Annotated in this window: 27 protein-coding genes and 1 riboswitch; of the genes, 13 read left to right on the top strand and 14 right to left on the bottom strand. The window is 65.4% G+C overall.

The genetic code is table 11. The annotated features are described in order from the left end of the window. Positions 1 to 67: 67 nt before the first annotated feature. A riboswitch (yybP-ykoY riboswitch) is annotated at positions 68 to 251 on the top strand. A 14-nt stretch (positions 252 to 265) separates the two neighbouring features. From mntP to IB269_RS05650, 3 genes are all read left to right on the top strand, one after another. Next, positions 266 to 835 (top strand): manganese efflux pump MntP, encoded by a 570-nt coding sequence (gene mntP / locus IB269_RS05660; RefSeq protein ID WP_192366606.1) that lies wholly within the window; start codon positions 266 to 268, stop codon positions 833 to 835. A gap of 164 nt (positions 836 to 999) precedes the next feature. Further along, positions 1,000 to 1,407 (top strand): PRC-barrel domain-containing protein, encoded by a 408-nt coding sequence (locus IB269_RS05655; RefSeq protein ID WP_192366605.1) that lies wholly within the window; start codon positions 1,000 to 1,002, stop codon positions 1,405 to 1,407. 159 nt (positions 1,408 to 1,566) lie between these two features. Further along, positions 1,567 to 1,941 (top strand): cytochrome c, encoded by a 375-nt coding sequence (locus IB269_RS05650; RefSeq protein WP_097202038.1) that lies wholly within the window; start codon positions 1,567 to 1,569, stop codon positions 1,939 to 1,941. Positions 1,942 to 1,943: 2 nt separating this feature from the next. Here the strand turns inward: IB269_RS05650 and IB269_RS05645 are convergent, their stop codons facing one another. Further along, complete coding sequence (locus IB269_RS05645; RefSeq protein ID WP_012206203.1) at positions 1,944 to 2,879, bottom strand: LysR family transcriptional regulator; 936 nt, start codon at positions 2,877 to 2,879, stop codon at positions 1,944 to 1,946. 90 nt (positions 2,880 to 2,969) lie between these two features. Between IB269_RS05645 and IB269_RS05640 the strand changes: the two genes are divergently transcribed. Both IB269_RS05640 and IB269_RS05635 read left to right on the top strand, forming a co-directional pair. Further along, on the top strand, positions 2,970 to 4,331 hold the full coding sequence (locus IB269_RS05640; protein WP_192366604.1) for an MFS transporter: 1,362 nt from the start codon (positions 2,970 to 2,972) through the stop codon (positions 4,329 to 4,331). Further along, positions 4,328 to 4,966 (top strand): LysE family translocator, encoded by a 639-nt coding sequence (locus IB269_RS05635; RefSeq protein ID WP_192366603.1) that lies wholly within the window; start codon positions 4,328 to 4,330, stop codon positions 4,964 to 4,966. Before IB269_RS05640 ends, IB269_RS05635 begins: the two co-directional genes overlap by 4 nt. A gap of 48 nt (positions 4,967 to 5,014) precedes the next feature. Here the strand turns inward: IB269_RS05635 and IB269_RS05630 are convergent, their stop codons facing one another. From IB269_RS05630 to IB269_RS05615, 4 genes are all read right to left on the bottom strand, one after another. Then, on the bottom strand, positions 5,015 to 5,323 hold the full coding sequence (locus IB269_RS05630; RefSeq protein WP_192366602.1) for a type II toxin-antitoxin system RelE/ParE family toxin: 309 nt from the start codon (positions 5,321 to 5,323) through the stop codon (positions 5,015 to 5,017). Continuing rightward, entirely contained in the window at positions 5,320 to 5,595 is a 276-nt protein-coding gene (locus tag IB269_RS05625; RefSeq protein WP_099733331.1) for a type II toxin-antitoxin system ParD family antitoxin, read from the bottom strand. Before IB269_RS05625 ends, IB269_RS05630 begins: the two co-directional genes overlap by 4 nt. A gap of 208 nt (positions 5,596 to 5,803) precedes the next feature. Beyond that, entirely contained in the window at positions 5,804 to 6,109 is a 306-nt protein-coding gene (locus IB269_RS05620; protein ID WP_043821188.1) for an antibiotic biosynthesis monooxygenase family protein, read from the bottom strand. A 165-nt stretch (positions 6,110 to 6,274) separates the two neighbouring features. Next, positions 6,275 to 7,270 carry an NAD(P)H-quinone oxidoreductase gene (locus IB269_RS05615; protein WP_097202034.1) on the bottom strand — a complete coding sequence of 332 codons (996 nt, stop codon included), beginning with the start codon at positions 7,268 to 7,270 and terminating at the stop codon, positions 6,275 to 6,277. A gap of 140 nt (positions 7,271 to 7,410) precedes the next feature. Between IB269_RS05615 and IB269_RS05610 the strand changes: the two genes are divergently transcribed. Then, complete coding sequence (locus IB269_RS05610; protein WP_192366601.1) at positions 7,411 to 8,307, top strand: LysR family transcriptional regulator; 897 nt, start codon at positions 7,411 to 7,413, stop codon at positions 8,305 to 8,307. On the opposite strand, the gene IB269_RS05605 is transcribed toward IB269_RS05610, so the two are convergent. The 6 genes from IB269_RS05605 to IB269_RS05580 are packed head-to-tail and all read right to left on the bottom strand — an operon-like array spanning position 8,279 to position 13,807. Then, entirely contained in the window at positions 8,279 to 10,240 is a 1,962-nt protein-coding gene (locus tag IB269_RS05605) for a response regulator (protein WP_192366600.1), read from the bottom strand. The two genes, IB269_RS05610 and IB269_RS05605, sit on opposite strands and share 29 nt — an antisense overlap. A 45-nt stretch (positions 10,241 to 10,285) precedes the next feature. Continuing rightward, on the bottom strand, positions 10,286 to 11,146 hold the full coding sequence (locus IB269_RS05600; RefSeq protein ID WP_012206210.1) for a sensor histidine kinase: 861 nt from the start codon (positions 11,144 to 11,146) through the stop codon (positions 10,286 to 10,288). Then, positions 11,143 to 12,141 (bottom strand): ATP-binding protein, encoded by a 999-nt coding sequence (locus IB269_RS05595; RefSeq protein ID WP_318652140.1) that lies wholly within the window; start codon positions 12,139 to 12,141, stop codon positions 11,143 to 11,145. The genes IB269_RS05600 and IB269_RS05595 overlap by 4 nt, the downstream gene beginning before the upstream one ends. Positions 12,142 to 12,188: 47 nt before the next feature. After that, positions 12,189 to 12,593: an anti-sigma regulatory factor gene (locus IB269_RS05590; protein ID WP_225613965.1), complete on the bottom strand. Its 405-nt coding sequence runs from the start codon at positions 12,591 to 12,593 to the stop codon at positions 12,189 to 12,191. Beyond that, positions 12,583 to 12,957: an STAS domain-containing protein gene (locus IB269_RS05585; protein WP_012206213.1), complete on the bottom strand. Its 375-nt coding sequence runs from the start codon at positions 12,955 to 12,957 to the stop codon at positions 12,583 to 12,585. Before IB269_RS05585 ends, IB269_RS05590 begins: the two co-directional genes overlap by 11 nt. A gap of 7 nt (positions 12,958 to 12,964) precedes the next feature. Beyond that, positions 12,965 to 13,807 (bottom strand): STAS domain-containing protein, encoded by an 843-nt coding sequence (locus IB269_RS05580; protein ID WP_063325645.1) that lies wholly within the window; start codon positions 13,805 to 13,807, stop codon positions 12,965 to 12,967. Between the two features lie 435 nt (positions 13,808 to 14,242). Between IB269_RS05580 and IB269_RS05575 the strand changes: the two genes are divergently transcribed. Next, positions 14,243 to 14,944, top strand: coding sequence for a pentapeptide repeat-containing protein (locus tag IB269_RS05575; protein ID WP_192366598.1), 702 nt, complete (start codon positions 14,243 to 14,245; stop codon positions 14,942 to 14,944). A 35-nt stretch (positions 14,945 to 14,979) separates the two neighbouring features. Here the strand turns inward: IB269_RS05575 and IB269_RS05570 are convergent, their stop codons facing one another. Together IB269_RS05570 and IB269_RS05565 are read right to left on the bottom strand one after the other, a co-directional pair. Further along, positions 14,980 to 15,480: a hypothetical protein gene (locus IB269_RS05570; protein WP_192366597.1), complete on the bottom strand. Its 501-nt coding sequence runs from the start codon at positions 15,478 to 15,480 to the stop codon at positions 14,980 to 14,982. A 103-nt stretch (positions 15,481 to 15,583) separates the two neighbouring features. Continuing rightward, on the bottom strand, positions 15,584 to 15,847 hold the full coding sequence (locus IB269_RS05565; RefSeq protein WP_097202027.1) for a VF530 family DNA-binding protein: 264 nt from the start codon (positions 15,845 to 15,847) through the stop codon (positions 15,584 to 15,586). 206 nt (positions 15,848 to 16,053) lie between these two features. Here IB269_RS05565 and IB269_RS05560 point away from each other — a divergent pair, with 206 nt between their 5' ends. From IB269_RS05560 to IB269_RS05535, 6 genes are all read left to right on the top strand, one after another. After that, entirely contained in the window at positions 16,054 to 17,610 is a 1,557-nt protein-coding gene (locus IB269_RS05560) for a methyl-accepting chemotaxis protein (protein WP_192366596.1), read from the top strand. A gap of 26 nt (positions 17,611 to 17,636) precedes the next feature. Continuing rightward, complete coding sequence (locus IB269_RS05555; RefSeq protein WP_012206218.1) at positions 17,637 to 17,942, top strand: NIPSNAP family protein; 306 nt, start codon at positions 17,637 to 17,639, stop codon at positions 17,940 to 17,942. A gap of 112 nt (positions 17,943 to 18,054) precedes the next feature. Next, complete coding sequence (locus tag IB269_RS05550) at positions 18,055 to 19,047, top strand: ABC transporter substrate-binding protein (protein WP_071956235.1); 993 nt, start codon at positions 18,055 to 18,057, stop codon at positions 19,045 to 19,047. Between the two features lie 19 nt (positions 19,048 to 19,066). After that, positions 19,067 to 19,930, top strand: coding sequence for an ABC transporter permease (locus IB269_RS05545; RefSeq protein ID WP_013801848.1), 864 nt, complete (start codon positions 19,067 to 19,069; stop codon positions 19,928 to 19,930). Further along, on the top strand, positions 19,927 to 20,652 hold the full coding sequence (locus IB269_RS05540; RefSeq protein WP_088164363.1) for an ABC transporter ATP-binding protein: 726 nt from the start codon (positions 19,927 to 19,929) through the stop codon (positions 20,650 to 20,652). Before IB269_RS05545 ends, IB269_RS05540 begins: the two co-directional genes overlap by 4 nt. Positions 20,653 to 20,699: 47 nt before the next feature. Next, on the top strand, positions 20,700 to 22,067 hold the full coding sequence (locus IB269_RS05535; protein WP_192366595.1) for an LLM class flavin-dependent oxidoreductase: 1,368 nt from the start codon (positions 20,700 to 20,702) through the stop codon (positions 22,065 to 22,067). 31 nt (positions 22,068 to 22,098) lie between these two features. Here the strand turns inward: IB269_RS05535 and IB269_RS05530 are convergent, their stop codons facing one another. Then, on the bottom strand, positions 22,099 to 22,992 hold the full coding sequence (locus IB269_RS05530) for an amino acid ABC transporter substrate-binding protein (RefSeq protein WP_192366594.1): 894 nt from the start codon (positions 22,990 to 22,992) through the stop codon (positions 22,099 to 22,101). Positions 22,993 to 23,162 lie beyond the last annotated feature (170 nt).

The raw sequence follows: 23,162 nt of genomic DNA, 5'->3' as shown, positions 1-23,162 counted from the left end.
AATCATTTCCAGAGAGCCGCATGCCGATGGGGGCATAGGCCCCGATCACGCCCTGCGCTCCTAGAATCACGCATCCCTTGGGGAGTAGCCTGCTTGCAACCTGCAAGCGCCTGCGTCAACACACTCGGCATCCTGCATGCTGTGGCGCAGGCATCCGTTCTTCGGTTGGCGAGACCATCGGCATTTCACCGCGACACAGGTCACAAGGTCGGGCAGCGGTGAAGTGCCGTTGTGCGCTTGCCCGGCCGTGAAGAACCCCTCCCAGATGAACGCCGCATCCATCCTGCTCCTGGCCTTTGCCATGTCCACCGACGCCTTTGCCGCTGCCGTGGGCAAGGGCTCCGCCCTGCTCAAACCCCGTTGGTCCGAAGCCCTGCGCACAGGCGCCATCTTCGGCGTCATCGAAGCCCTGACGCCGCTGGCCGGCTGGGCGCTGGGCTATGCGGCTTCCGACTACGTCAAGGCATGGGACCACTGGATTGCCTTCGTGCTGCTGCTGGTTCTGGGCGGCCGCATGCTGCTGGGCGCCCTCAAGGCCGCTGACGGCGAAGAAGAGGCCAAGCCCGCCCGGCACGGCTTCTGGCTGCTGGTGGCCACCGGATTCGCCACCAGCATCGACGCCATGGCCGTGGGCGTGGGCCTGGCCTTCCTGGATGTGAGCATCACCACCGTGGCCCTGGCCATCGGCTTTGCCACCTTCGCCATGGTGACCGTGGGCGTCATGGTCGGCCGCCTGCTGGGCAGCATTGCGGGCCGCTGGGCGGAGGCCGTTGGCGGTGTGCTGCTGATCGGCATCGGCTCGGTGATTCTGTATGAGCATCTGAGCGCCATCTGATTGGGGGCCGGCACCCCGCCAGCGCACGGTTGCGGGAGCTTGTAGGCAAGCTCCTCGCCGCGCCGCTCGATTGGCTGACAGGCCTTTGCTTGCTTTTCCGATCTCCGTGCGCTTGGGCAGCGCTCCTAATGAGGGCTTCAAATTTTGTTTTCCAGGAGTTCTCTATGACAGGTCACAAGACGCTGAAGATGGGTTTGATCGCCGCCGCACTGATCACAGGTGCAGCTTCCACCAGCTGGGCCCAGCCCGTGGCGGGCACCACCACGCTGGGCGTGGCGGCCACTGAAGTCCAGGCCGTGGCCACGGGCTGGAGCCTGAAGAAGTCCGTGCTGGGCAAGAGCGTCTACAACGAGGAAGGCAAGGCCGTGGGCAAGATCGACGATGTGATCGTCGCACCCGACAAGGCCGTGTCGTACGCCATCATCGGCGCAGGCGGCTTCCTGGGCATGGGCAAGCATGACGTGGCCATTCCCGTGAACCAGTTCCGCGTGGAAAACAACAAGATCACCCTGCCCGGCGCCACCAAGGACGCGCTGAAGGCGCTGCCCAAGTTCGAATACGCGAAGAAGTAAGCCAGGCGCGCCCTGTCGCCTCATTCACAAGTTTCACAAGCCCTGCACTGCAGGGCTTTTTCGTGGGCGCGTGGCTGGCAGCCAGGCAAGCGCCCAGCGTGGCCGTGGAAGGCAATATGATCGCGGCGGATCAGATTCATACAAAAAATCCACGAGCAAATGAAAATACTCCTCGCCGCGTCATTGGGAATATCGTTGGTCATTCAGGCATCGCCCTGCTTTGCGGACAACAGCAATGGGAAGCAGCTCTATTCATCGAGATGCGCCATGTGCCACGGGGCAGACGCCAGGGGCACGGGCCCGCTGGCCAACAAGAGCAACCCTCCCACGCCCGACCTGACGACCGCCGCCTTCAGAAAAAGGCTGCATGATTATCCGGGCGTGATTGTCTCGTCCGTCATTCTTCGCCCGAATGGAGATTTGATTCCCCGGACCTTGCGGGAAAACGGCGTGAAAGTACCGCCCCATGCCTGGACGGTGAAGGATTTTCGTGACCTGAATGAATATTTCAGTGGCCTGATCACGAAGAAATAAATTCAAATTGCGATTTCCTGCCTGCGCACATGCTCGCGCACTGCATCGACCAGGATGCGCGCAAGGCGGTCCACGGGCTCCGGGGCATCCAGCGCGGCGCGGCCCAGGATCAGGTCCATGGACGGCAGGGCCGGCAGGCCAAGGGCCTGCGCATCCAGCGGCCTGACGTGGGCGGGCAGGCCGAACGGCGTGCGCACGGACAGGCCCAGGCCGGCCGCCGTGGCGGCCCAGACGGCGGTCAGGCTGGCGCTGTTGAAGGCGTGGCGCCAGGCCAGGCCCTTTTTGTCCAGGGCGGCCGTCACGATGTCCCGCAGGGGGCAAGGCGCCTCAAGCATGGCCAGGGGCAGCGCCTCATCGCCCTGCGCCCCGCCGTTGAGGCCGCGCGCCCAGCCGGCCTCGGCCGCATCCAGCGATGCCGGGCCAATCCACTGAAGCGGCAGCCGCATGATGTGCTCGCCATGCACGCAGGCATGGTTCATGCCCACATCCCAGAGCAGCGCCAGGTCGAACTGGCCCAGGGCCATGCGTTCGCGCAGCTCATCGCTGCGGGCCACGCTGGCCTCGATGCGCACGTGCGGGTGGGCACGTGCGAACTGCCCCAGCACATGGGGCAGCACGCTTTCGCCCAGGTCTTCCTGCAGGCCCAGGCGCACCAGGCCGCGCAGCTCGCTGCCGCGCACGGCCGCCACGGCGCGGTCGTTGAGTTCCAGCAGGCGCAGCGCGTAGCCGCGCAAGGTTTCCCCCGCCTCCGTCAGCACCAGCCCCCGGCCGGACTTGCGCAGCAAGGGCGTGCCGCACTGGGACTCCAGCTTCTTGAGCTGGGCGCTGACGGCGGATGTGGAGCGGCCCAGCCGGTCCGCCGCCCGGGCAAAGCTGCCCAGTTCGACGCCGGTGCAAAAGGTGCGCAGCACATCCAGGTCATAGAGAACGCGTGTCATTGCCAAGCCCCCAATCGTGCTGAAAAAATGGATTGTAGATACGAAATTATGTGATTTTCAGGATGGTCGAGGCCCAACATACTGCCGCCCATGACCTCCTCTTCTCCTGCACCCGGCGCCGATCCGGGCCCCCTGCCCTTGCCCTCCCCGCCCCGCCCCCGATGGAAGGTGCTGGCGGCAGGCGTCATCGCCAATGCCGCGTTTTCCGTGGCTTTCAGCGGGATTCCCATGACGGCCATCCTCATGCGTTCGGGCTACCAGCTGGACACCCGGACGCTGGGCTTGGCGCTGGGGCTGATGGGCCTGGGCATTGCGCTCAGTGAATTGCCCTGGGGATTGCTGACGGACCGCTGGGGTGACCGGCCGGTGCTGCTGCTCGGCCTGTGCGGCACGGCCGTGGCCCTGGCGGCCATGGCGCTATGGGCTTCGCCATCGCCGGCCCATATCCCGCCGTTTGGGTTGCTGGCTGGTGGCCTGGTGCTGGTGGGACTGCTGGGCGGCAGCGTGAACGGCGCCAGCGGCCGGGCAGTCATGGGCTGGTTTGCCGAAGGCGAGCGCGGCCTGGCCATGAGCATCCGCCAGACCGCCGTGCCGCTGGGTGGCGCCATCGGCGCGCCCTTGTTGACCGGCCTGGCCACGCATGCAGGCTTTGCCGCCGTCTATGGCGTGCTGGCTGCGCTGTGCCTTGGGGCTGCCGCATTCGCCGCGCTGTGGATTCAGGAGCCGCCGCAGTCACCGCTTCGAAGCAAGGCCGCCGCGCCGCACCACGCCGCAACCACCACACCCGGCCCATTGCGCGATCTGCAGGCCTGGCGCATGGCCGCTGGCATCGGCATCCTGTGCGCCCCGCAGTTCGCCGTGCTGTCCTTCGGTACGGTATTCCTGCATGACCATGCCCAGTTGGGGCTGGGCGCGGCAGCGGCCCTCATGTCGGTCGTGCAACTGGCTTCCATGGCCTTGCGGATCTGGAGCGGCCGCTGGACCGACAGGCACCGGAACAGGCCCGCCTTTCTGCGCGCCTGCTGCCAGCTCACCCTGGCGCTGTTCACGGGCCTTGCGGTTCTGAGCTGGGCCGGCCACCCGGCCGGGTCTGCTGCGATGGGTGGGGCTCTCATGGTGATGCTGGGCATCTGCGGCATCTGCGTGTCCGCCTGGCATGGCGTGGCCTACACGCAGCTGGCCGGGATGGCCGGCGCAGCCCGCGCGGGCACGGCGCTGGGCATGGCCAATACCTCCGTGTTTGCGGTCTGCTTTCTGGTGCCCCTGGCCATACCGCATCTGCTGTCGGCCCAGGGCTGGGGGCTGGTCTGGGCCTGTGCGGCGGCCTGCGCGGGCTGGGCCATGCAGCTGTTTGCACGGGCCGGTGCCATTGGCAACGCCAAGGCCGCGAAGACCCCCCAATTGCCCGAGAATGTTGGCTGTCTTCCCCCACCGACCTCCCCCCGATCATGACCATCGCCCACTGGCTTGTTTTCTGCGGCGTCTCGCTGCTGATGTGCTTCACCCCCGGCCCCGCCGTGTTGCTGGCCATCTCCAACTCGGTGGACGTGGGCGCAAGGCGAACGGCACTGAGCTCGCTGGGCAGCTCGGTCGGCATCTTTGTGGTGTCCGGGCTGGCGATGATCGGCATGGGGACCATCCTCGCCATGTCGGCCCATGCATTTCTGGCCATGAAGGTGGCGGGCGCCATGTACCTGATCTGGCTGGGCGTCAAGCGCTGGCGCAGCAATGACGGCTTGCTGGGCAGCGATGCGGGCCTGGCCCCCACCCAGCGGCGCGAGCGCAGGAACTGGCAACTGGTGGCCCAGGGCATGGGCGTGTCGCTGACCAATCCCAAGGCCATCCTGTTCTTCTCGGCGCTGTTTCCCCAGTTCGTCGTCCCGGGCGAGCCGCTGCTCACGCAGTACCTGGTGCTGACCACCACCTTCGCGGTCTGCGCCCTGATCTCGCACGCCTGCTACGTGCTGCTCATCTCCCTGATCAAGGGCCACCTGGTGGCACACGCCAAGCTGTTCAACCGCATCGTGGGCGGCACCTTCATCGCGCTGGGCGTGGGACTGCTCAGGACACGGCACAAGCTGGGCTGAGTGCATGCGCAGCCCTTGCTCGCACGGGCTGGCCCGCTACTGCTACTACTACTCACCCTCTTCGAACAAAACAGCGGCGTAGTCCATTGCGCCGTGCAGGATGTGAAGAATGATGGTCCGCTCTTCTTCCTCGGCCACGCGGTAGAAGATCAGATAGTTGCCATGCACGCGCCGACGAATGCCGTGGTCTTCATACCGGGGTACCAGGGGAGAAGCGAATGGCCTGCGTGCCAGGGCTTCGCATTTGTCACGCAACTCCTGCACGAATGACAGTGCGCGGCGCGGATTGTCCTGAGCTATGTAGTCAGCGATGTGCTCCAGGTCGCATTCCGCATTGCCCGTGAATTCAACAATCATGCGGACTGGTTGTTCTTGTCGGCCTGTTCGGCCATTGCGCGGTATTTGGCTTCCAGTCTGTCGAACACAACACCAGCTGGCTTTGTGCGCCCCGCGTCCGCATCAGCCAATCCGCGCCTGATGGACGCGTCGAGCGCAGTCAGCCTGGTTTCCCTGTCCTGCACCAGCCGAACCCCCTCACGCAACACTTCGCTCTTGGATCCGTACCGCCCGGTGTCGACAAGCTGCTGGACATAGCCTTCGAGTTGCTTGCCCAAATCTGCAGAAATCATGCTGCGCCCTCCTCGTGGGGTTGGAAACTGCAACAAAGCCTAGCGCATTTATCAACAGTTATCAAATCAATACATTGCTGCCGATGTGCCATACCAGCCCTGAAACGCTGCGTATGCAAGAGGATGAGGCGAATGCAAGCCCGCCCCCAGCGCCCGCCAAGCCCGCCACGCCCACGAAGGGCGGGCGGCGCGGCCGCAGATGCCAGGCTCAGTTCGCCCGCGCATCCCTCACCACGAAATGCTCCACATGCGGTGCCTGCGCAAAGTACGGGCCGATGATGGCGCGCCACTGCGCGAAGGCGGGTGACTCGCGAAAGCCCACGGTGTGGTCTTCCAGGGTCTCCCAGTTCACCTGCAGCACGTAGCGGCCGGGCGTTTCCATGCAGGCAAGAATGCTGTGCCCACGGTATCCACCGGCCTTGGACAGCACGTCGGCCACGGCCTGGGTCAGGGCCTGGCCGAATTCCTCGTGCCTGGCGGGATCGACCCTCAGTTCGGCAATTTCAACAATCATGGATATCTCCTGGAGAGGCGGCTCGATGTCGGCACGGAGGGCGGCCGAGGTCATCGCTCCTGGTTGAGAGACTGGATGCGCGCAGGGCTGCGCGCATCCGGAGACTTGGAATATTGCAGAACTTGAGGATTCCTGCCCAGGGGGTGCGCGCGCCGGGCAGGCGCCTTACTGCCCGGCCTGCTCAGGGATCAGCAGCAGCTTGCCCACGCTCTGGCCCGATTCCATGCGCCGGTGCGCCTGCGCGGCCTCGGCCAGCGGGTAGGTGCTGTCGATCACCGGGCGAATGGTGCCGGCCGCCAGCGCGGGCAGCCAGCGCTGGGCGAAGCGCTGGACCATGGCCTGCTTGACTTCGGGCGGGCGCGACTTCATCACCGTCCCGAAGATCCGCAGGTGCTTGTACAGCAGCACATCCATGGGCACGGCCGCCGCCAGCGCGCCGCCCAGCAGGCCCACGCAGACCATGCGCCCGCCCATGCCCAGCGAGCGCATATTGCGCTCCAGGTAGGGGGCGCCAATGAAATCGACCACCACATCCACGCCCTTGCCGCCCGTCCTGTCGGCCACCACGGCCTGGAAGTCTTCGCTGCGGTAGTCGATGAACACATCGGCGCCAAGGCCCGTGACGGCGTCCCGCTTGTCGCCACTGGCCGTGGCAAACACGCGCGCGCCGGCCGCATGCGCCAGCTGCACGGCCGCCGAGCCCACGCCGCTGCCCGCCGCGTGGATCAGCACCGATTCGCCGGGCTGCAGGCTGGCCAGGTGGAACAGCGCCTCATGCGCGGTGACGAAGACTTCGGCCACCGCGCCGGCGTCGGTCAGCGACAGGCTCTCGGGCACATGCATGGCCATGCGATAGTCGATGCGCGACAGCTCGGCATAAGCGCCGCCGCCCACGATGCCCATGACGCGGTCGCCTACGGCAAAGCCCTGCACCTGCGCGCCCACCTCCACCACGGTGCCGGCGATCTCCAGGCCCATGAGGTCGGATTCGCCAAAGTGGGCGCGGCCATAGGCGCCCTTGCGGTGGGATACATCGGCCCGGTTCACGCCAATCGCGGCGTTGCGCACCAGAAGGTCATGGGGCCGGACTTCGGGCCGGGCCACGTCGCGGGCCACGAGCACTTCGGGGCCGCCGAAGTCGTCGAAAACAATGGCTTGCATGCTTGTGCTGTCTTTCATTGCGCAATGAGTATTCAAAAAAGGGTTGAAGGTCCGATACCCAAAGCTTACGACTGCTCCAAGCCGCTCAAACGCAGCGATTTCGCTCTACAGTGCTGCAAATCTGCATCACCAAAACCGCCATGAACTGGGATGACACCCGCATCTTCCTCGCCCTGACGCGCGCGCCCTCCCTGCGCGCCGCCGCGCGCAGCCTGGGCGTGGACCAGGCCACCGTGGGCCGGCGCCTGAACGCGCTGGAGGCCGAGCTGGGCAGCAAGCTGTTTTTGCGCGCCAGGGATGGCTACCTGCTCACCGCCGCTGGCGAGGCCGCGCTGGGCGCCGCGCGGCGCATGGAAGGCGCGGCGCTGGACCTGCGCACGCGCATCGAGGGGCTGGACGACAGCCCGGCCGGCCTGGTGCGCGTGACCAGCACCGACTCGATTGCCACCGAATTCCTGCTGCCCGCCATAGAACGCCTGCAGCAGCGCTGGCCCGGCATCCGCGTGGATCTGGAGGTGTCCACGCACATGCTGAACCTGGGCCGCCGCCAGGCCGATATCGCGTTTCGCAACGTTCGCCCCGAGGCACCCGAGCTGGTGGTGCGCCGCGTGGTCGCCTGGCCCGTGGGACTGTTTGCGAGCGCAGCCTATGTGGCGCGCTTTGGCCAGCCGTCGGCAGAGGACGAGTTGCGCGGCCACCACCTCGTGGTCTATGGCCCCTTTCTGGAACAGCGGCCCGTTCCCACCATGGTCGATGTGCCCGCACGCCAGGCCCGGATTGCCATGGCCGCCAACTCCAGCCTGCTGGTGCGCAAGGCCGTGGCGGCCGGCATCGGCCTGGGCGAAATGCCCGTGAGCATGGGCGAGCGCGAAGGCCTGCTGCGCATCTGGCCCCAGCGCCAGCGCTCGGACGACTACGAGGTCTGGCAGGTCATGCACCCCGACCTGCAGCGCACGGCCAGGGTGCGCGTCACGGCCGAGTTCCTGGCCCAGGCGCTGGGCCAGACGATCAGCCCTGCTCCAGCAGCACCCGGATGAGGAGGTGCGGCTGCAGCGGCTTTTCCAGATAGTGGTCAAAGCCTGCCTGCAGCGCCTGGGTGCGGTCCTGCTCCCGGGCAAAGGCGCTGAGCGCCACGATCTTCACCTGTCTTGTTCCGCCAAAGTGCGCGGCCTCCGCTTCGCGCAGCGCCTTGACCAGCTGGAACCCGTCCTTTCCCGGCAGCCCTATGTCGCTGACGATGAGGCTGGGCCACTGCGCCTGGACCAGGGCCATGGCCTGGTCGAAGTTCTCGGCACTCCTGACGGTAGCGCCCTGGTCGGTCAGCACCACTTTCAGCATTTCGCTGGTGTCCGCATTGTCTTCAACGATGACGATGTCCTTGCCTTTCAGGGATTCGCCATTTTCAAGATGCACATTCATCGGGTCGGCCGGGGAGGCGCTTGCCTCGTGCAGCGGAATCTCCACCCGCATGGTGACGCCACGGCCCACGCCTTCGCTGTGGGCGCGCACGGTGCCCCCATGCAGCTCCACCAGGTGCTTGACGATGGACAGCCCCAATCCCAGGCCGGAATGGCCACGGGTGGCGGGGGCAGAGGCCTGCGAGAAGCGCTCGAAGACATGGGGAAGGAATTCAGGCGCGATGCCCACGCCCTCGTCCGCCACGCTCATCACCAGGCTTTCGTCCCTGATTTCAAGGCCCACCTTCACCACGCTGCGCGCATTGGAGAACTTGATGGCGTTGGAGACCAGGTTCCACAGGATTTGCTGGAATCGCGTGACATCGATCCACGCCATGATGTCATCGGACGGCGCCTCGAACTGCAGGGTGATGTTCTTGTCGGCGGCGTTGTCGCGCAACGGCTCCAGGCTTTGCACGGCCAATGAGCAGACATTGACCTCCTCGCGGTGCAGATTGAGTTTTCCCGTCGTCAGGCGCGAGATATCCAGGATGTCCGCAATGATGCGGCTTTGTGCCTTCACGCCTTTCTCGATGGCATCTATGCCCTTCTTGAGCATGGCCTCGCTGAGGTTGGCGCGCTTGAGCAAATGCGTGCCCCCGTTGAGCAGGGACAGCGGCGTGCGCAGTTCATGCGAGAGCACGGCGACAAAATCATCCTTGGTGCGGCTGATGCGCTCTGCGGCCACGCGCGCCGCCTGCTCCTGCTCCAGCATCTGCTGGCGCTGCCTCTCGAACTCCAGGGACTCCGTCAGGTCCTGGGCCACGGCCAGGCGGATGCCGGGCTCGATGGGATCGGAGAACTTCCAGGAGATCAGGCGCTCCTGCCCGTCTGCCGGGAGGATAGGGAACTCGCCGCGCCAGGACTTTTCGGGGTCTTCTGCCAATTGCTGCGCAGCTTTTTCCCGAACGGCCTGCGGAACAAAGCCGATCAGCGGCTTGCCCGCCACGTCGTCAATGCCGCGCTGCAGCAGTGCCTGCGCCTGGGAGTTGGCATCGCTGATCAGGCCGTCGGCGCTGACCAGCATCATGGCCGCCGGTGCCTGATCATAGATGGCGCGAAAGCGTGACTCGCTGCGGCGCAGCCCGTCTTCCGCCAGGCGTGCGCGGATCAGGGCATGCAGCGTGGCAATCAGCAGCTGCGGCTCCACGGGGTGCACCATGTAGGCGTCGGCCCCGGCGTTGAGGCCCGCCACCTGGTGGTTGCTTTGCACATACTCGGCCGACAGGTGCACCACGGGAATCAGGCTGGTGTGCCGCGCACCGCGGATGGTGCGGCATACGTCGAAGCCCGAGATATCGGGCAAGTGCACATCCAGCACCACGGCGGCCACGCCGGTCTCCGACAGGGCAATGGCCTTTTCCCCGGTTTCCGCCTCGACCGTCTGGAATCCCGCCGCCCTGATGACCCGTGCCGTGGAGTAGCGCGTGGCAGGGTTGTCGTCAACGACAAGAATGGTGTGCAGGCTTCGGTCGAATGAGGGAAGAATCATTCCAGTCGTGTTCTTGGGCATGATGTTCCTGTTGTTTTTGATGGGATGAAGACCGGCTTGGCCGTATCAGGCCTTCAGATCCTTGGTATCGACCGGAAGATGCGCGGGAACGATCACGGAAAAGGTCGAGCCCTCGCCCAGGGCGCTTTGCACTTCCACCCAGCCCCCCAGAAGCTGTGCCAGCTGCTTGGACAGGGCCAAGCCCAGGCCCGTGCCCCGCAGGCGCTTCTGGATGGGTGAATCGACCTGGGTGAAGTCATTGAAAATCGCGTCGTGGAATTCCGAGGCGATGCCTATGCCGGTATCCGCCACCGAAAATTTCACCAGCATGTCCCCCACCAGCTCTGCCGACACCTTGATCTCACCCTGCGGCGTGAATTTCAGCGCATTGGAGATGAAGTTTCTGAGGATCTGCGAGAGCTTGCGGTTGTCGGTGTAGAAGCGCGGCAGATCACCGGGCTCTTCGAACACCAGGCTCAACTCCACGTTGTCCGCCATGGCCTTGAACATGCCGCGCAAGGCGGCAAACAAATCCATCATCTCGAACCAGCCCGGCGAGATTTCCAGGCGGCCCGCCTCGATCTTGGCCAGGTCGAGCAGGTCGTTGACCATCTCGGAAAACTCGGCGGCGGTTTCCTGGATGAAGCCGACCTGCCGGGTCTGCTCGGTGGTGAGCGGTCCATCCACATGGTCCAGCAGCAGGCGCGCGTTGCTGCGGATGGCGCCTATGGGCGTGCGGAACTCATGGCTCATGTAGGAGAGGAAATGGCTCTTGAGTTCGGTGGCCTTGCGCAGCTTCTCGGCCTGCACATCCAGCTCGCCGTAGAGCGCGACCACGCCGCGATTGGTCTCGTCCAGCTCCTCGCGCAAGGACCTGATCTCGGCGCGGCACAGTTCCAGTTCAGCTTTGAGATCGTCTTCGTTCATTGCTCTTCCTCGGCCTTGAGGACGACCACGGTGGCGTCATCCCTGCTGCGGGTGTTGTGCCAGAGAAGGCAGGCGGCCAGCAGACCGGGGTCCCGGCCCAGCAGGCCCGCATAGTCCTCATGCTTCCAGCGGGCAGACACGCCGTCGGAGTGCAGCACCAGAACGCCATGGTCAAGGCTGGAGCAGTCGGCCACCCTGGGCCGCGAGATCTGTACACCTGCCGTGCCGTGCTGGCTGCTCAGGGAAAGGCTGGCCACGCCATTGAAAAGCCTGCCACTGATGTTTCCCGCACCGCAGCTGTGCACGGCCTGTGCGCCGAAGCGCACCGCCAACAGGGCCGCCCCGCGCGTGCCGCGCAGCGCTGCATGGGCCTGGGCCACGAACTCGTCCAGCGGCATGGCGGCATCGGCACCGCCGTTCCGGTTCTCGTTCCCGTTCCCGTTCCCGTTCTGCGACGCAAAGACATCGACCGCCGCACGGGCCGCCTCGCCCGCCAGCGGTCCATGGCCCAGGCCATCGGCCACCAGCACCTCGGCCAGCCCCGCGCCCGACCTGACCGCCCAGGCGTCGCCGCTGATGGTCTCGGGCGCAACGGCCAGGCAAACGGCGCCCATGCGCAGCGACAGTGCCGACGGCGCCCTGCGGCCTTCGCGCAGCCGCGCCAGACTCACCGTGCCGGTGGCTTCGGAGACGACGAAGAAGTCGTCGGCCACCCTGGAGATGGCCCCCAGGCCCGTGCCCGGCGAGCCCGAGCCGGTGCTCACCCCGTCCTGCATGGCGGTGGCGATGTCCTCGATGCCCGGGCCGCGGTCGACACAGATGATTTCGATGTCATGCAGGGGCGGCCGCGCGGCTATCCAGATTTCAGCATCCCGGGCATGCCGCACCAGGTTGGTGGCCAGCTCGGTCGCCACCAGCCCCGAACGGCCCATGTCCTCGTCTCCCCAGCCCATGTCGGAGGCCAGTGCAACCACATGGCGCCTGACCTCACCCACACGGCTCGCATCGCCTATTGGAAATGAACGATGGGTCCAGCCCCGGATTACTTCCACTTGGTGATACTCACTCGTGTGCCCTGGCCCAGCTCGGTTTCTATCTTGAAATCATTCACCAGCCGCTTGCTTCCCGGCAGGCCCAGGCCCATTCCCATGCCGGTGGTGAAACCATCGGTCATGGCCATTTTCAGATCCTTGATTCCAGGCCCTGTGTCTTCAAAAATCAATTGCAAGGCCTGTTTTCCATTGACGTCGATGATGGCCCAGTTCATGTGGCCACCTTTTCCATGAATCAGCGTATTGCGGGACAGCTCGCTTGCAGCGGTAATCATCTTTGTCTGATCGACCAGCGAGAACTTCAGCATCTGGCAAAGCGAGCGCACCGTTTGGCGGGTGGCAACAATCTGCTGCTCGTTTTGTAACGGCATTTGGCCGCTGCGATCATGTTCCAAGGGTGGCTCCCGACTGCTGGGCCCGCAAAAGGGCCATTCCCCTCTCGACGGTCATCGCCGTCCTGACCCCGCCAAGGGACAGGCCCAACTCCACCAGGGTGATTGCAACGGCAGGCTGCATGCCCACCACGACGGTGGCGGCAGACAGGATGCGGGCAATGCCCGAGATGGTCACCAGCATGCGCCCGACGAAGGAGTCCACCACCTCCAGCGCCGAGATATCGATCATGACGCCGCTGGCGCCCGTGCTCGCGATGCGCTCGGCCAGGTCGTCCTGGAGCGCCAGCGCCGTCTGGTCCTGCATGTCGATCTGGATGGAAACCAGCAGCACATCGCCCATGCGCAGGATTGGAATGCGGTCCATGGATGGCTCACTCCTGTGTCTGGCGGGTGATGCGCCAGCCGGTCTTGCCCATGGCCAGCTTGAGCGCCTCGGCCAGCGTGGCCTTGGTGGTGATGTCGCGCATGTCGATGCCCAGGTGCACGATGGTCTGGGCAATCTGGGGCCGGATGCCGCTGATGATGCAGTCCGCACCCATCAGGCGAATGGCCGTCACGGTGCGCAGCAGGTGCTGGGCCACCAGCGTGTCCACCGTGGGCACGCCGGTGATGTCGATGATGGCCAGCTCCGACTCGGTCGACACCAGGCTTTGCAGCAAGGACTCCATCACCACCTGGGTGCGGTTGCTGTCCAGCGTGCCGATCAGCGGAATGGCCAGCACCCCCTCCCACAGCTTGACGACGGGGGTGGACAGCTCCAGCAATTCTTCCTGCTGGCGGATGATGATCTCCTCGCGTGCCTGCTGGAAGCTGCTGACCGTGTGCTGGGCCATGTTGTCCACCAGCACGGTGGCCCTCCAGATTTCCTGGATGGCCGCAGCAGGATCGCCCGACAGCCCGCGCTGGATGTGTGCGAACAGCGGCTTTTTCAGCGACAGGATGAACTGGCTGGTTTCACCGGCACGCTGGCCCTGGGCGGCGCGGGTGCGGGACAGCTCGGCCAGCAGGCGCCGCGCGGGATTCCAGCCCTCGTCCGAAAACCTTTGCGGATCGGCGCCGGAAGCGAAGGCGCCCACAATGGCGTTGATAATCCCGCGCGCATCTTTTTCAGCATTCTTCCCGAGCGTGGAATCACCCACGCTGGCCTGGGCCATCCAATCATGGATCAAGGCATCAATATCATTTTGGAGTGTTTGCTGGATAATTCCGGTCATAGATATTTGCTGGATTTCAAATAAATTATTCGTTGAGGCTGCCAGAGAACTGCATTGGTGAAAATACAGCTGGCGTGCCAACCATGTTTTCTGCAGATTATTTACTGGCACCCTCGCCACGAGAGACACATTTTGTAATATCAAATAGCATCTTCCTGTAAGGGTTTTTCGACAGATGCATGTCCGCCAAGCCGCGACCTGGTCAGCAAGCCCACGGTACGCAGCCACGGGGGACGCGGGCACGCCGGTTCCGCCCTTCCTGGAGGGCGGAGCCGGCACCGGAAGCAGCCCGCAACCCGTGTGCTCACAGGTTTTCTCATCCGTCAAACTGCGCAATGCATGCCCTTGGAAAATCCCAAGGACATTTCACACCTGGGCGCGGCAAGGCCATACACTGCCCAGCCTTTCTGAAATACGCCATGCCTGATATTGACCATGCAAAAAAAGCCTTCCACAAAAACCATCGTCAATCAGATTTTTGATGAGGACCGTTTGTCGGAGCTATTGAAACAAGAAGCCTCTCATGGCCTGGGTTTCGAGCAATGCGAATTCGATGGATTGAATCTCTATCAACTCGATTTGCAGGGCGCGCAATTTGTGGAGTGCAGTTTTGCCGACACCTGCTTTGAAAGCTGCCAACTGGCCGGCACCCGCTGGCTGCATTGCAAGGCGGGCCGCGCCGATTTTCGGCTGACAAACCTGACGGACGCCCTGTTTTGCCAGAGCGACCTGAACAACACCAACTGGGAATTGGCCAAGCTGGCCTCAGCGCGCTTTCTTGAAGTCAAGCTGACCGGTGCCAGGTTTGGCGGTGCGCAAACCCTGGGCATTGATTTTCATGAGTCCCTGCTGATTGGTGCCGATCTGCGCGGCATGTCCTTCCGCAAGAAAACGCTGGAGGGCCTGAACTTCAGCGATGCCGATCTGGCCGGCTGCGACTTCCGCGATGCCGTTTTCCACAAGGCAAGCCTGCGCGATGCCCATCTCAAGAATGCCCGGTTCGATGGCGCGGACCTGCGCTCGGCGGACTTGCGCGGCTTGACGATTGCCTCGCTCAGCCAGCATTTCAAGGGCAGCCTGATCTCGCATGAGCAGGCTGCCGAGCTGGTGGGCGGGCTGGGCGTGCGCGTGATGTGAAGTCGAGGCGGGCGCGCCGCCACCGCCATCCGCACTCAGTAAACGATGTCGTGCTCGTACAGCAGCCTGGAGATGTCTTTGGGCACAAAGCCTGTCAGCAGCGAGTTCTCGTCGAGCAGATTGATGAACTCCCCCGCCGTGCAGGACTTGGAGTGGTCAATGATGAAGTCCAGGAACTCCTCGCTGACGCGGTCACCGTCCTGCTCGAAGGACCAGCTGTGCTCCTCGCCGCCCGATCGGAAGCGCAGCGTGACGGTGTCGCCCTCCATGCCGGATTCGATGCCCTCATAGCCGATGGCGCCACCGCAAGCCTTGGCGAAGCGCTTGAGCAGGGCCACGTAGTCTTCGTCGGCCTCGTTGTCTTCGCCAATGCCGCCATCGAACAATTTGACCTGGGCGGCCTTGGTGTGCTGGCGCAGTGCCGCCATCAAGGCGTACTCGTCCTCGATGGAGGCGATGTCGAAATCCGCAGGCACGATGCCGTGCGTCTTCATGGCGGAGGCAATCACGGCGACAGGGTTCTGGCTCTGGGTCATGGTGGTGTCTGAAAGGGTTGCGGGATCGGAGACGGTGCCGATGATAGGCACAGCCTGTGCCTGCGCACTGGACATCTTGTCCGGTGGCATCCGGCTTGCGCCTTCAGTCTGTGGAAGCGGGCCTGCGCCTGTCCTTGCGCAGCATGTCCAGATAGAGCGCTTCCACCTTCTCGCGCGCCCAGGGCGTCTTGCGCAGGAATTTGAGGCTGGAGCTGACGCTGGGGTCCAGCGTGAAGCAGCGCACCGGAACCTGCCGTGCCAGGTCGGGCCAGCCATAGCGGGCCTCCAGTGCACGGACGATGGCTTCGAGCGTGACGCCGTGCAGCGGATTGCGGGGCTGGGCGGCGGGGGGCGGAGTTTCTTGCATGGGGTGATTCTCCCTTGTGATGGACCGCAAGCCTGGCAATGCGGTGCACGCGCCCGTGCCGAGGTTGGCAGCGGCAGGACAGGTTCCGCAGAAACGGGACCGCGCCGGCACTGTGCGAGCGCGGAAAAATTTGTAAACACATGAAACCAAAGAGGAAGTTTCTGTAGCATTCACGGCGTCCCTGCCTCTTCTTCGAACCCGTTTCCATGCCTGCCCTGTCCCTTCGCCAGAAACTGCTGGCTCCGCTGGTTTTCTGCCTGCTGGCGCTGCTTGCGCTGACCCTGTTCAACGCCTACCAGGCACGCAGCAAGGCCTATGAGGCCCGGCAGCAGGCGCTGCGGGACTTTGTCGATTCGGCAGACAGCCTGATTGCCGCCATTGCGGCAGAGGCCAAGGCCGGCAAGCTGCCTGAAGAAGACGCCAAGGCCACGGCCATTGCCCGCGTGGGGCAGCTGCGCTATGCCGGTGGTGCGGGCTACATCACCAGCATCACGACGGATTCCGTGGTGCTGAACAACCCCGCAAGCCCGGGCATCAACGGCAAGAACATGGCCGGCTTCCAGGACGCCAAGGGCAGCTACCTCTACCGCAGCATTGCCGCCGTGGGCGCTTCTGCCCAGGGCAACGGCTACCTCACCTACTGGTGGCCCCGTCCCGGCGCGAAGGAGCCCAGCGAGAAGCTGGCCTATGCCAAGCGATCCACTTCCTGGAACTGGGACCTGATCGCGGGTGACTATGTGGACGACATCCAGCAGGCCTTCATCGCCACCATCATCAAGTCGGTGGCGGCGCTGGCGGTGCTGGGCGCACTGCTGTCGTTGATTGCCTGGATGGTCACGCGCAGCGTGCTCCATGCCATCGGCGGAGAGCCGGCCGTGGCGGCAGCGATCGCCAACCGCATCGCCGCCGGGGATCTGTCGCAAACCGGGCTGGAGGGGGCATCGCACGCACCGGAAGGCAGCGTGATAGCGGCGGTGCAGCGCATGAGCGAGCAGCTGCGCCAACTGGTGACGCGCATCCATGACACGGCGGGCATCATCCACCGCTCGGCCGGCGAGATTGCCACGGGCAGCCTGGACCTGTCGCAGCGCACGGAGCAGCAGGCCAGCTCGCTGGAGGAAACGGCGGCGTCCATGGAGCAGTTGACCGCGACCGTGCACCAGAACGCGGAAAACGCGCAGCAGGCCAGCCAGATCGCCTCGGGCGCCTGCGCGGTGGCCGAGCGCGGCGGCACCGTGGTGGACCAGGTGGTGAGCACGATGGGCGAGATCAACACCTCGTCGCGCCGCGTGGTGGACATCATCGGCGTGATCGACGGCATCGCCTTCCAGACCAACATCCTCGCGCTGAACGCGGCCGTGGAGGCTGCGCGCGCTGGCGACCAGGGGCGCGGCTTCGCGGTCGTGGCGGGCGAGGTGCGCACCCTGGCGCAGCGCAGCGCCTCGGCCGCGCGCGAGATCAAGACGCTGATCCAGGCCTCGGTGGAGCGTGTGGATGCCGGCGCCACCTTGGTGGACCAGGCCGGGCAGACCATGCGCGAAGTGGTCACCACGGTGCGCAACATCACAGGCATCGTGACCGAGATCGCCTCGGCCAGCCGCGAGCAAAGCACCGGCATCGAGCAGGTGGGCCATGCCGTGACCGACATGGACCGCGTGACCCAGCAGAACGCCGCACTAGTGGAGCAGTCCTCGGCCGCCACGCAGGTGCTGCAGCAGGAGTCGGAGAAGCTCTCCCGCCTGACGGCATCGTTCAAACTCTAGGCTTCGCTTCCCTTCTCTTTTCAGACATGATCACCTGCTACCTGCGCTACATCATCGACCCGTTCAAGGCCAAGGAATTCGAGGAGTACGGCAAGACCTGGATTCCGCTGGTCGAGAAATTCGGCGGCAAGCACCACGGCTACTTCCTGCCGTCCGAAGGCGCCAACAATGTGGCGCTGGCCATGTTCAGCTTCCCCAGCATGGCGCTGTACGAGGAGTACCGCATCAAGTCCATGCAGGACCCCGAGTGCCAGGCCGCCTTCCGCTACGCGGAGGACACGCGCTGCATCCTGAGCTACGAGCGCAGCTTCATGCGCCCGGTGTTCGGCTGAACCTCCCCCCGCGCCACGCCCATGTGCGTGGCGCGCGTTTGCAAATACGGAATCGGTATTTTCACAACTGAAGCACGCTAACTAGCATCCATCCCATTGCAATCTTTTGAGGATGGAGCGCGTGAACAAGCGTCGTTTCCTGCTGGCCGGCCCTTCTCTGCTGGCCGCTGCCGCCCTGGCTTCCACCACCGCCGCACGTGCTGCGGCCGACCCCAGGACCCGATTGGTCGTCGCCGACCAGAGCGAGCTGCTGCGCCACCTGCTGGATGCCAGCGGTGAGCGCAAGCGCCTGGGCTTTCAGCTGGAGCTGCCCAACTTCGCGGGCGGCCCGGCCATCTTCGAGGCCATACGCGCAGGCGCGCTGGACATTGCCTATGTGGGCGACACGCCGCCCATCCAGGCGCGCGCCGCCGGTGTGCAGTTGCCCATCATCGCCACCTTCACGCGCGAGCGCGCCCAGTACCGCCTGGTGCAGCGTGCCGATGCAGGCATAGAGCGCCTGGCCGACCTGCGCGGCAAGCGCCTGAGCTATGTGGAAGGCTCGGGCCGCCAGGTCTTCCTGATCGAGGCATTGACACGCGCGGGCCTGACGCTGGCCGACGTGAAGCTGGTCAACCTGCGCGTGGCCGAACTCAACGACGCGCTGCGCGCCAAGGCGGTGGACGTGGCCGTGCTCATGGAGCCCCATGTCACGCGCCTGGGCAAGCAGATCGGCGCGCGGCCCGTGCCCGATCCGCAGGAGCGCGCGCTGCTGCCCGCCACCTCGTACATCTACGCACGGCCCGACGTGCTGGCCGACCCGGCCAAGTCCCAGGCCATCGTCGATTTCCTGGGCGCCTTCGTGCGCGCAGGCAAGTGGAGCAATGGCCACGAGCAGGAATGGGGCCGCCACTACTACACGCAGTTCCAGCGCATCGATGCGGAGAGCACGGCGGCCATCCTGGCATCGCAGTCCGACCTGCTGTTCCAGACTGCCGCCGAGGCGCAACCCCACCACCAGAAGCTGATCGACATCCTGCACGCCGCCGGCAGCCTGCCGCAGCGGCTGGATGCGGCCGGCTCCTTCGTGTCCACCTACGACCGCGTGATCGTGGCCAACCGATGAACCGGCCAGAAAACACACGATGACGCAAGCGCAACTGGACATCAACGCGGCCGGTCTGGCACCGGCCACCGCAGCCACCGCTCAATCCGCGCCCGCCACCCGGGCCGCCGTGCAACTGGTGCCCGCGCGCCTGTCGCAGGGCGCGCTGCTGGTGGGCCCCGGCTTGCTGCTGGTGCTGTGGGAGGCGGCCTCGCGCCTGGGCTGGCTGTCGCCGGAGACGCTGACCGCGCCCTCGCAGGCCCTGGTCGCCGGCTACGGCATGGTGGCAGACGGCAGCCTGCTGCCCCACCTGCTGGCATCGGCAGGCCGTGCCTACAGCGGGTTGCTGCTGGGCGTGGTGGCTGGCGTGCTGCTGGCCCTGGCCTCGGGCCTGACGCGCACGGGCGAGGCCCTGCTCGACGGCCTGGTGCAGATCAAGCGCGCCGTGCCCACGCTGGCGCTGATTCCCCTGGCCATCATCTGGCTGGGCATTGGCGAGTCCATGAAGATCTTTCTGATCTTCACGGCCGTGCTGGTGCCCGTCTACATCAATACCCACGCGGCCCTGCGCGGCATCGACATCGGCCATGTGGAGCTGGCCCAGACCCTGGGCCTGTCGCGCGCCGAATTCATCCGCAAGGTGGCGCTGCCGGGCGCACTGCCGGGCTTCTTCGTGGGCCTGCGCATTGCCGTGTCGCTGTGCTGGACGGCGCTGGTGGTGCTGGAGCTGATCAACACGCAGACCGGCATCGGCTACCTCATGAACCGCGCCCGCGACTGGGGGCAGACCGATGTGATCGTGGTGGGCATCCTCATCTACGCCCTGCTGGGACTGCTGTCCGACGCCGTGGTGCGCCGCATCGAGGCGCATGTGCTGTCCTACCGGAGGTCGCTGGGATCATGAGCCATCACCCCACCCCGGGCGCCGTGCGGCTGCAGCGCTTCACGCGCAGCTTTGGCGGCAAGAACGTGCTGGACGCCATCGACCTGGACATTGCCCCGGGCCAGTTCGTGGCCCTGCTGGGCGAGTCCGGCTCGGGCAAGACCACCTTGCTGCGCGCGCTCGCCGGGCTGGACGGCCATGCGCAGTCCAGCGGCGCGGCCAGTGCGCAGGGCAATGTCTCCGTGCTGTTCCAGGATGCTCGCCTGCTGCCCTGGCTGTCGGTGCTGGACAACCTCACGCTGGGGCTGGATGCGCGCGCCGTGCGGCCTGCAGCCGAGCAGATCTTGGCCGACGTGGGCCTGCAGGACAAGGCTGGCGCCTGGCCCGCCACGCTGTCGGGCGGGCAAAAGCAGCGCGCATCGCTGGCCCGCAGCCTGCTGCGCGACCCGCACGTGCTGCTGGCCGACGAACCCTTCGGCGCGCTGGACGCGCTCACGCGCATGCGCATGCACGGCCTGCTGCTGCGCCTGGTCGAGCGCATACGGCCCACGGTCATCCTCGTCACGCACGACGTGGACGAATCCCTGCTGCTGGCCGACCGCATCCTGGTGCTCAGGGACGGCCGCATCGCCGAGGACCACGCCGTGGACCTGCCCCATCCCCGCCGCCCCGACCATCCTGCCTTCATGCAGCTGCGCGCCACCTTGCTGCGCAGCCTGGGCGTCGAGACAGAGATCGCCTGACGCCGGCCCCGCCCGCGAAACAACCCACACAACAAAGGACTGCTCCCATGTCTCGGCAACTGCACCTGAACCTGTTCCTCATGACGCGCGGCCACCATGAAGGCGCCTGGCGCCATCCCGGCGCCAACCGCAAGGCGCTCACCGACCTGGAGCTGTACGTCGATGCCGCACGCATCGCCGAGGCCGCCAAATTCGACGCCGTCTTCCTGGCCGACAGCCTGGTCGGGCCCGAGAACGGCCAGCAGATCACCTCGGGCCTGCTGGACCCGCTGGTGCTGCTGACGGCACTGGCGCTGCGCACCGAGCGCATCGGCCTGATCGGCACCGCCTCCACCACCTACAGCCATGCCTATACGCTGGCGCGCCAGTTCGCCTCGCTGGACCATCTGTCCAAGGGGCGGGCGGGCTGGAACATCGTCACTTCCTGGGCGCCCAACGCGGGCCTGAACTTCGGACTGGCCGACAACGTGGACCACGGCGACCGCTACCGCATCGCCGAGGAATTCGTGTCCGCCGTCGATGCGCTGTGGCGCAGCTTTCCGGCCAGCGCCCTGCTGGACGACACGGCGGCCGGCCAGTTCCTCGATGCATCGCAGATCCGGCCCGTCCACTTCGAGGGCAAATACATCCGCACGCGCGGCCCGCTCAACGTGCCCGGCAGCCCGCAGGGCCGGCCCGTCTTCGTGCAGGCAGGCCAGTCCGAATCGGGCCGTGCCTTTGCCGCGCAATGGGCCGAGGCCATCTTCACGGCCCACGGCTCGCGGGAATCGGCCCAGGCCTTCTATGCCGACATCAAGGGACAGGCGCAGCAGCTGGGCCGCCGCCCGCAGGACATCGTGATCCTGCCCGGCATCAGCGCCGCCATAGGCTCCACCGAATACGAGGCGCGCCAGGTCTGGGAAGAGCTCGACAGCCTGACCAGCATCGAGGTTGGCCTGGCCCGCCTGTCCGCACGCTTTGGCGGCCACGACTTCTCGGCCGTGCCGCTGGACCGCCTGCTCACGCGCGACGACTTCCCCGATCCCGACAAGGTCGAAGCCTCCCGCAGCCGCGCCGTGGGCTACGTGGAAACCAGCCTGCGCGACGGCCTCACCCTGCGCGGCCTGCTCAAGCGCCTGGCCGGCGCCCGCGGCCACCTGGCCGTGGCCGGCACGCCCGAACAGGTGGCCGACATCATCGAAGACTGGTTCAGGCACGGCGCGGCCGACGGCTTCAACGTCATGCCGCCCATACTCAACCAGCAGTTCCAGCTGTTCACCAGCGAAGTCGTGCCGATCCTGCGCAAGCGCGGCCTGTTCCGCGAGGAATACGAAAGCCGCACGCTGCGCGGGCATTTCGGGCTGGGGGAGCTGGCGGCGACGGGGGCAGGTGATGCCCCAGCCGCGCGCCCAAGGGAGCAAGCGCTTGCGGCTTGACCGATGCGGCGCTGCGGCTGCACAGACAGGCCTACAGCAGAATGTCCGCCGTGGGGTACTTCCAGAAGTCGCGCAGCAGGTAGCTGATCGGCAGGTTCAGATTCGTGGAGCTGGGTGGAATCGGCTGCAGGAACCACTTCTCGTAGATGGGGTGGATTTCGCGGCTGGTGATGATCCGCTTCATCTCTTCATCGACCAGTTTCTTGAACGCGGTATCGGCCTTCGGCAGCATGATGGCCAGGGGTTCGGTGGACAGGAACTTGCCCACCACCTTCAGGGCGCGTGGATCGGGCCGTGCAGCGGCCAGCCCGTTGAGAAGCACGTCATCCATCACGAACGCGTCGGCTTCGCCCTTCTCCACCATCTCCAGGGCCCTCGCGTGATCGGGGGCCTCCACAATGGTGATGCCCATGAGGCGCTGCCTGTTGGCCTGCGTCACCAGGGCCATCGGGCTGGTGCCCTTGGTGGAGACCAGCTTTTTGCCCTTGAGATCTTCCATCGCGTTGATGGTGCTTTCGGCCTTCACGAGCATCCGGGCGCCGGTGATGAAATGGGGAACCGTGAACGCCACGGTCTGGCGCCGCTGCGCGTTGTTCGTGGTCGAACCGCACTCCATGTCGGCCTTGCCCTGCTCGATCGCGGCCATGCGATTGGCGGGCGTGACCATCAGGAACTCCACCTTCATGTCCTTCCTGCCTGTCTGCTTGCGCACCGCCTCGGCCAGGCGAAGGCACAGATCCAGCGCGTAACCGACGGGCTTGCCGCTGCGCGTGTCGATGTAGGAGAAGGGGACCGACGATTCCCGGTGCGCAATCACCAGCGCGCCACCGGCCTGGACCTTGTCCAGCACACCGGCTGCAGATACACCGCTCAAGGCCGACAGGCCCAACGCACCCAACGCGATTCCCCACTGGCGAAAGATCATCTGAGTCCTTGGCTCGCAAGCGCCGGGCGGCGCCCAGCAGTGTCGTGACAGGTTATACACGTATTGTTACCAGATGCGCAAACCTGAGCTGCTGGCGGTTTTGCCGGCACCTTGGCCTCTGGCTTTTCCCCATCCCCCGTTATGGCAGGATCACCAGCACCAGAATTACC

It is taken from the genome of Delftia sp. DLF01, from assembly GCF_014852125.1.
Taxonomy (GTDB): Bacteria; Pseudomonadota; Gammaproteobacteria; order Burkholderiales; family Burkholderiaceae_C; genus Comamonas; species Comamonas acidovorans.
The sequence above is the reverse complement of the archived record's forward strand: the minus strand, read 5'-3'. Positions and strand labels throughout refer to the sequence as shown.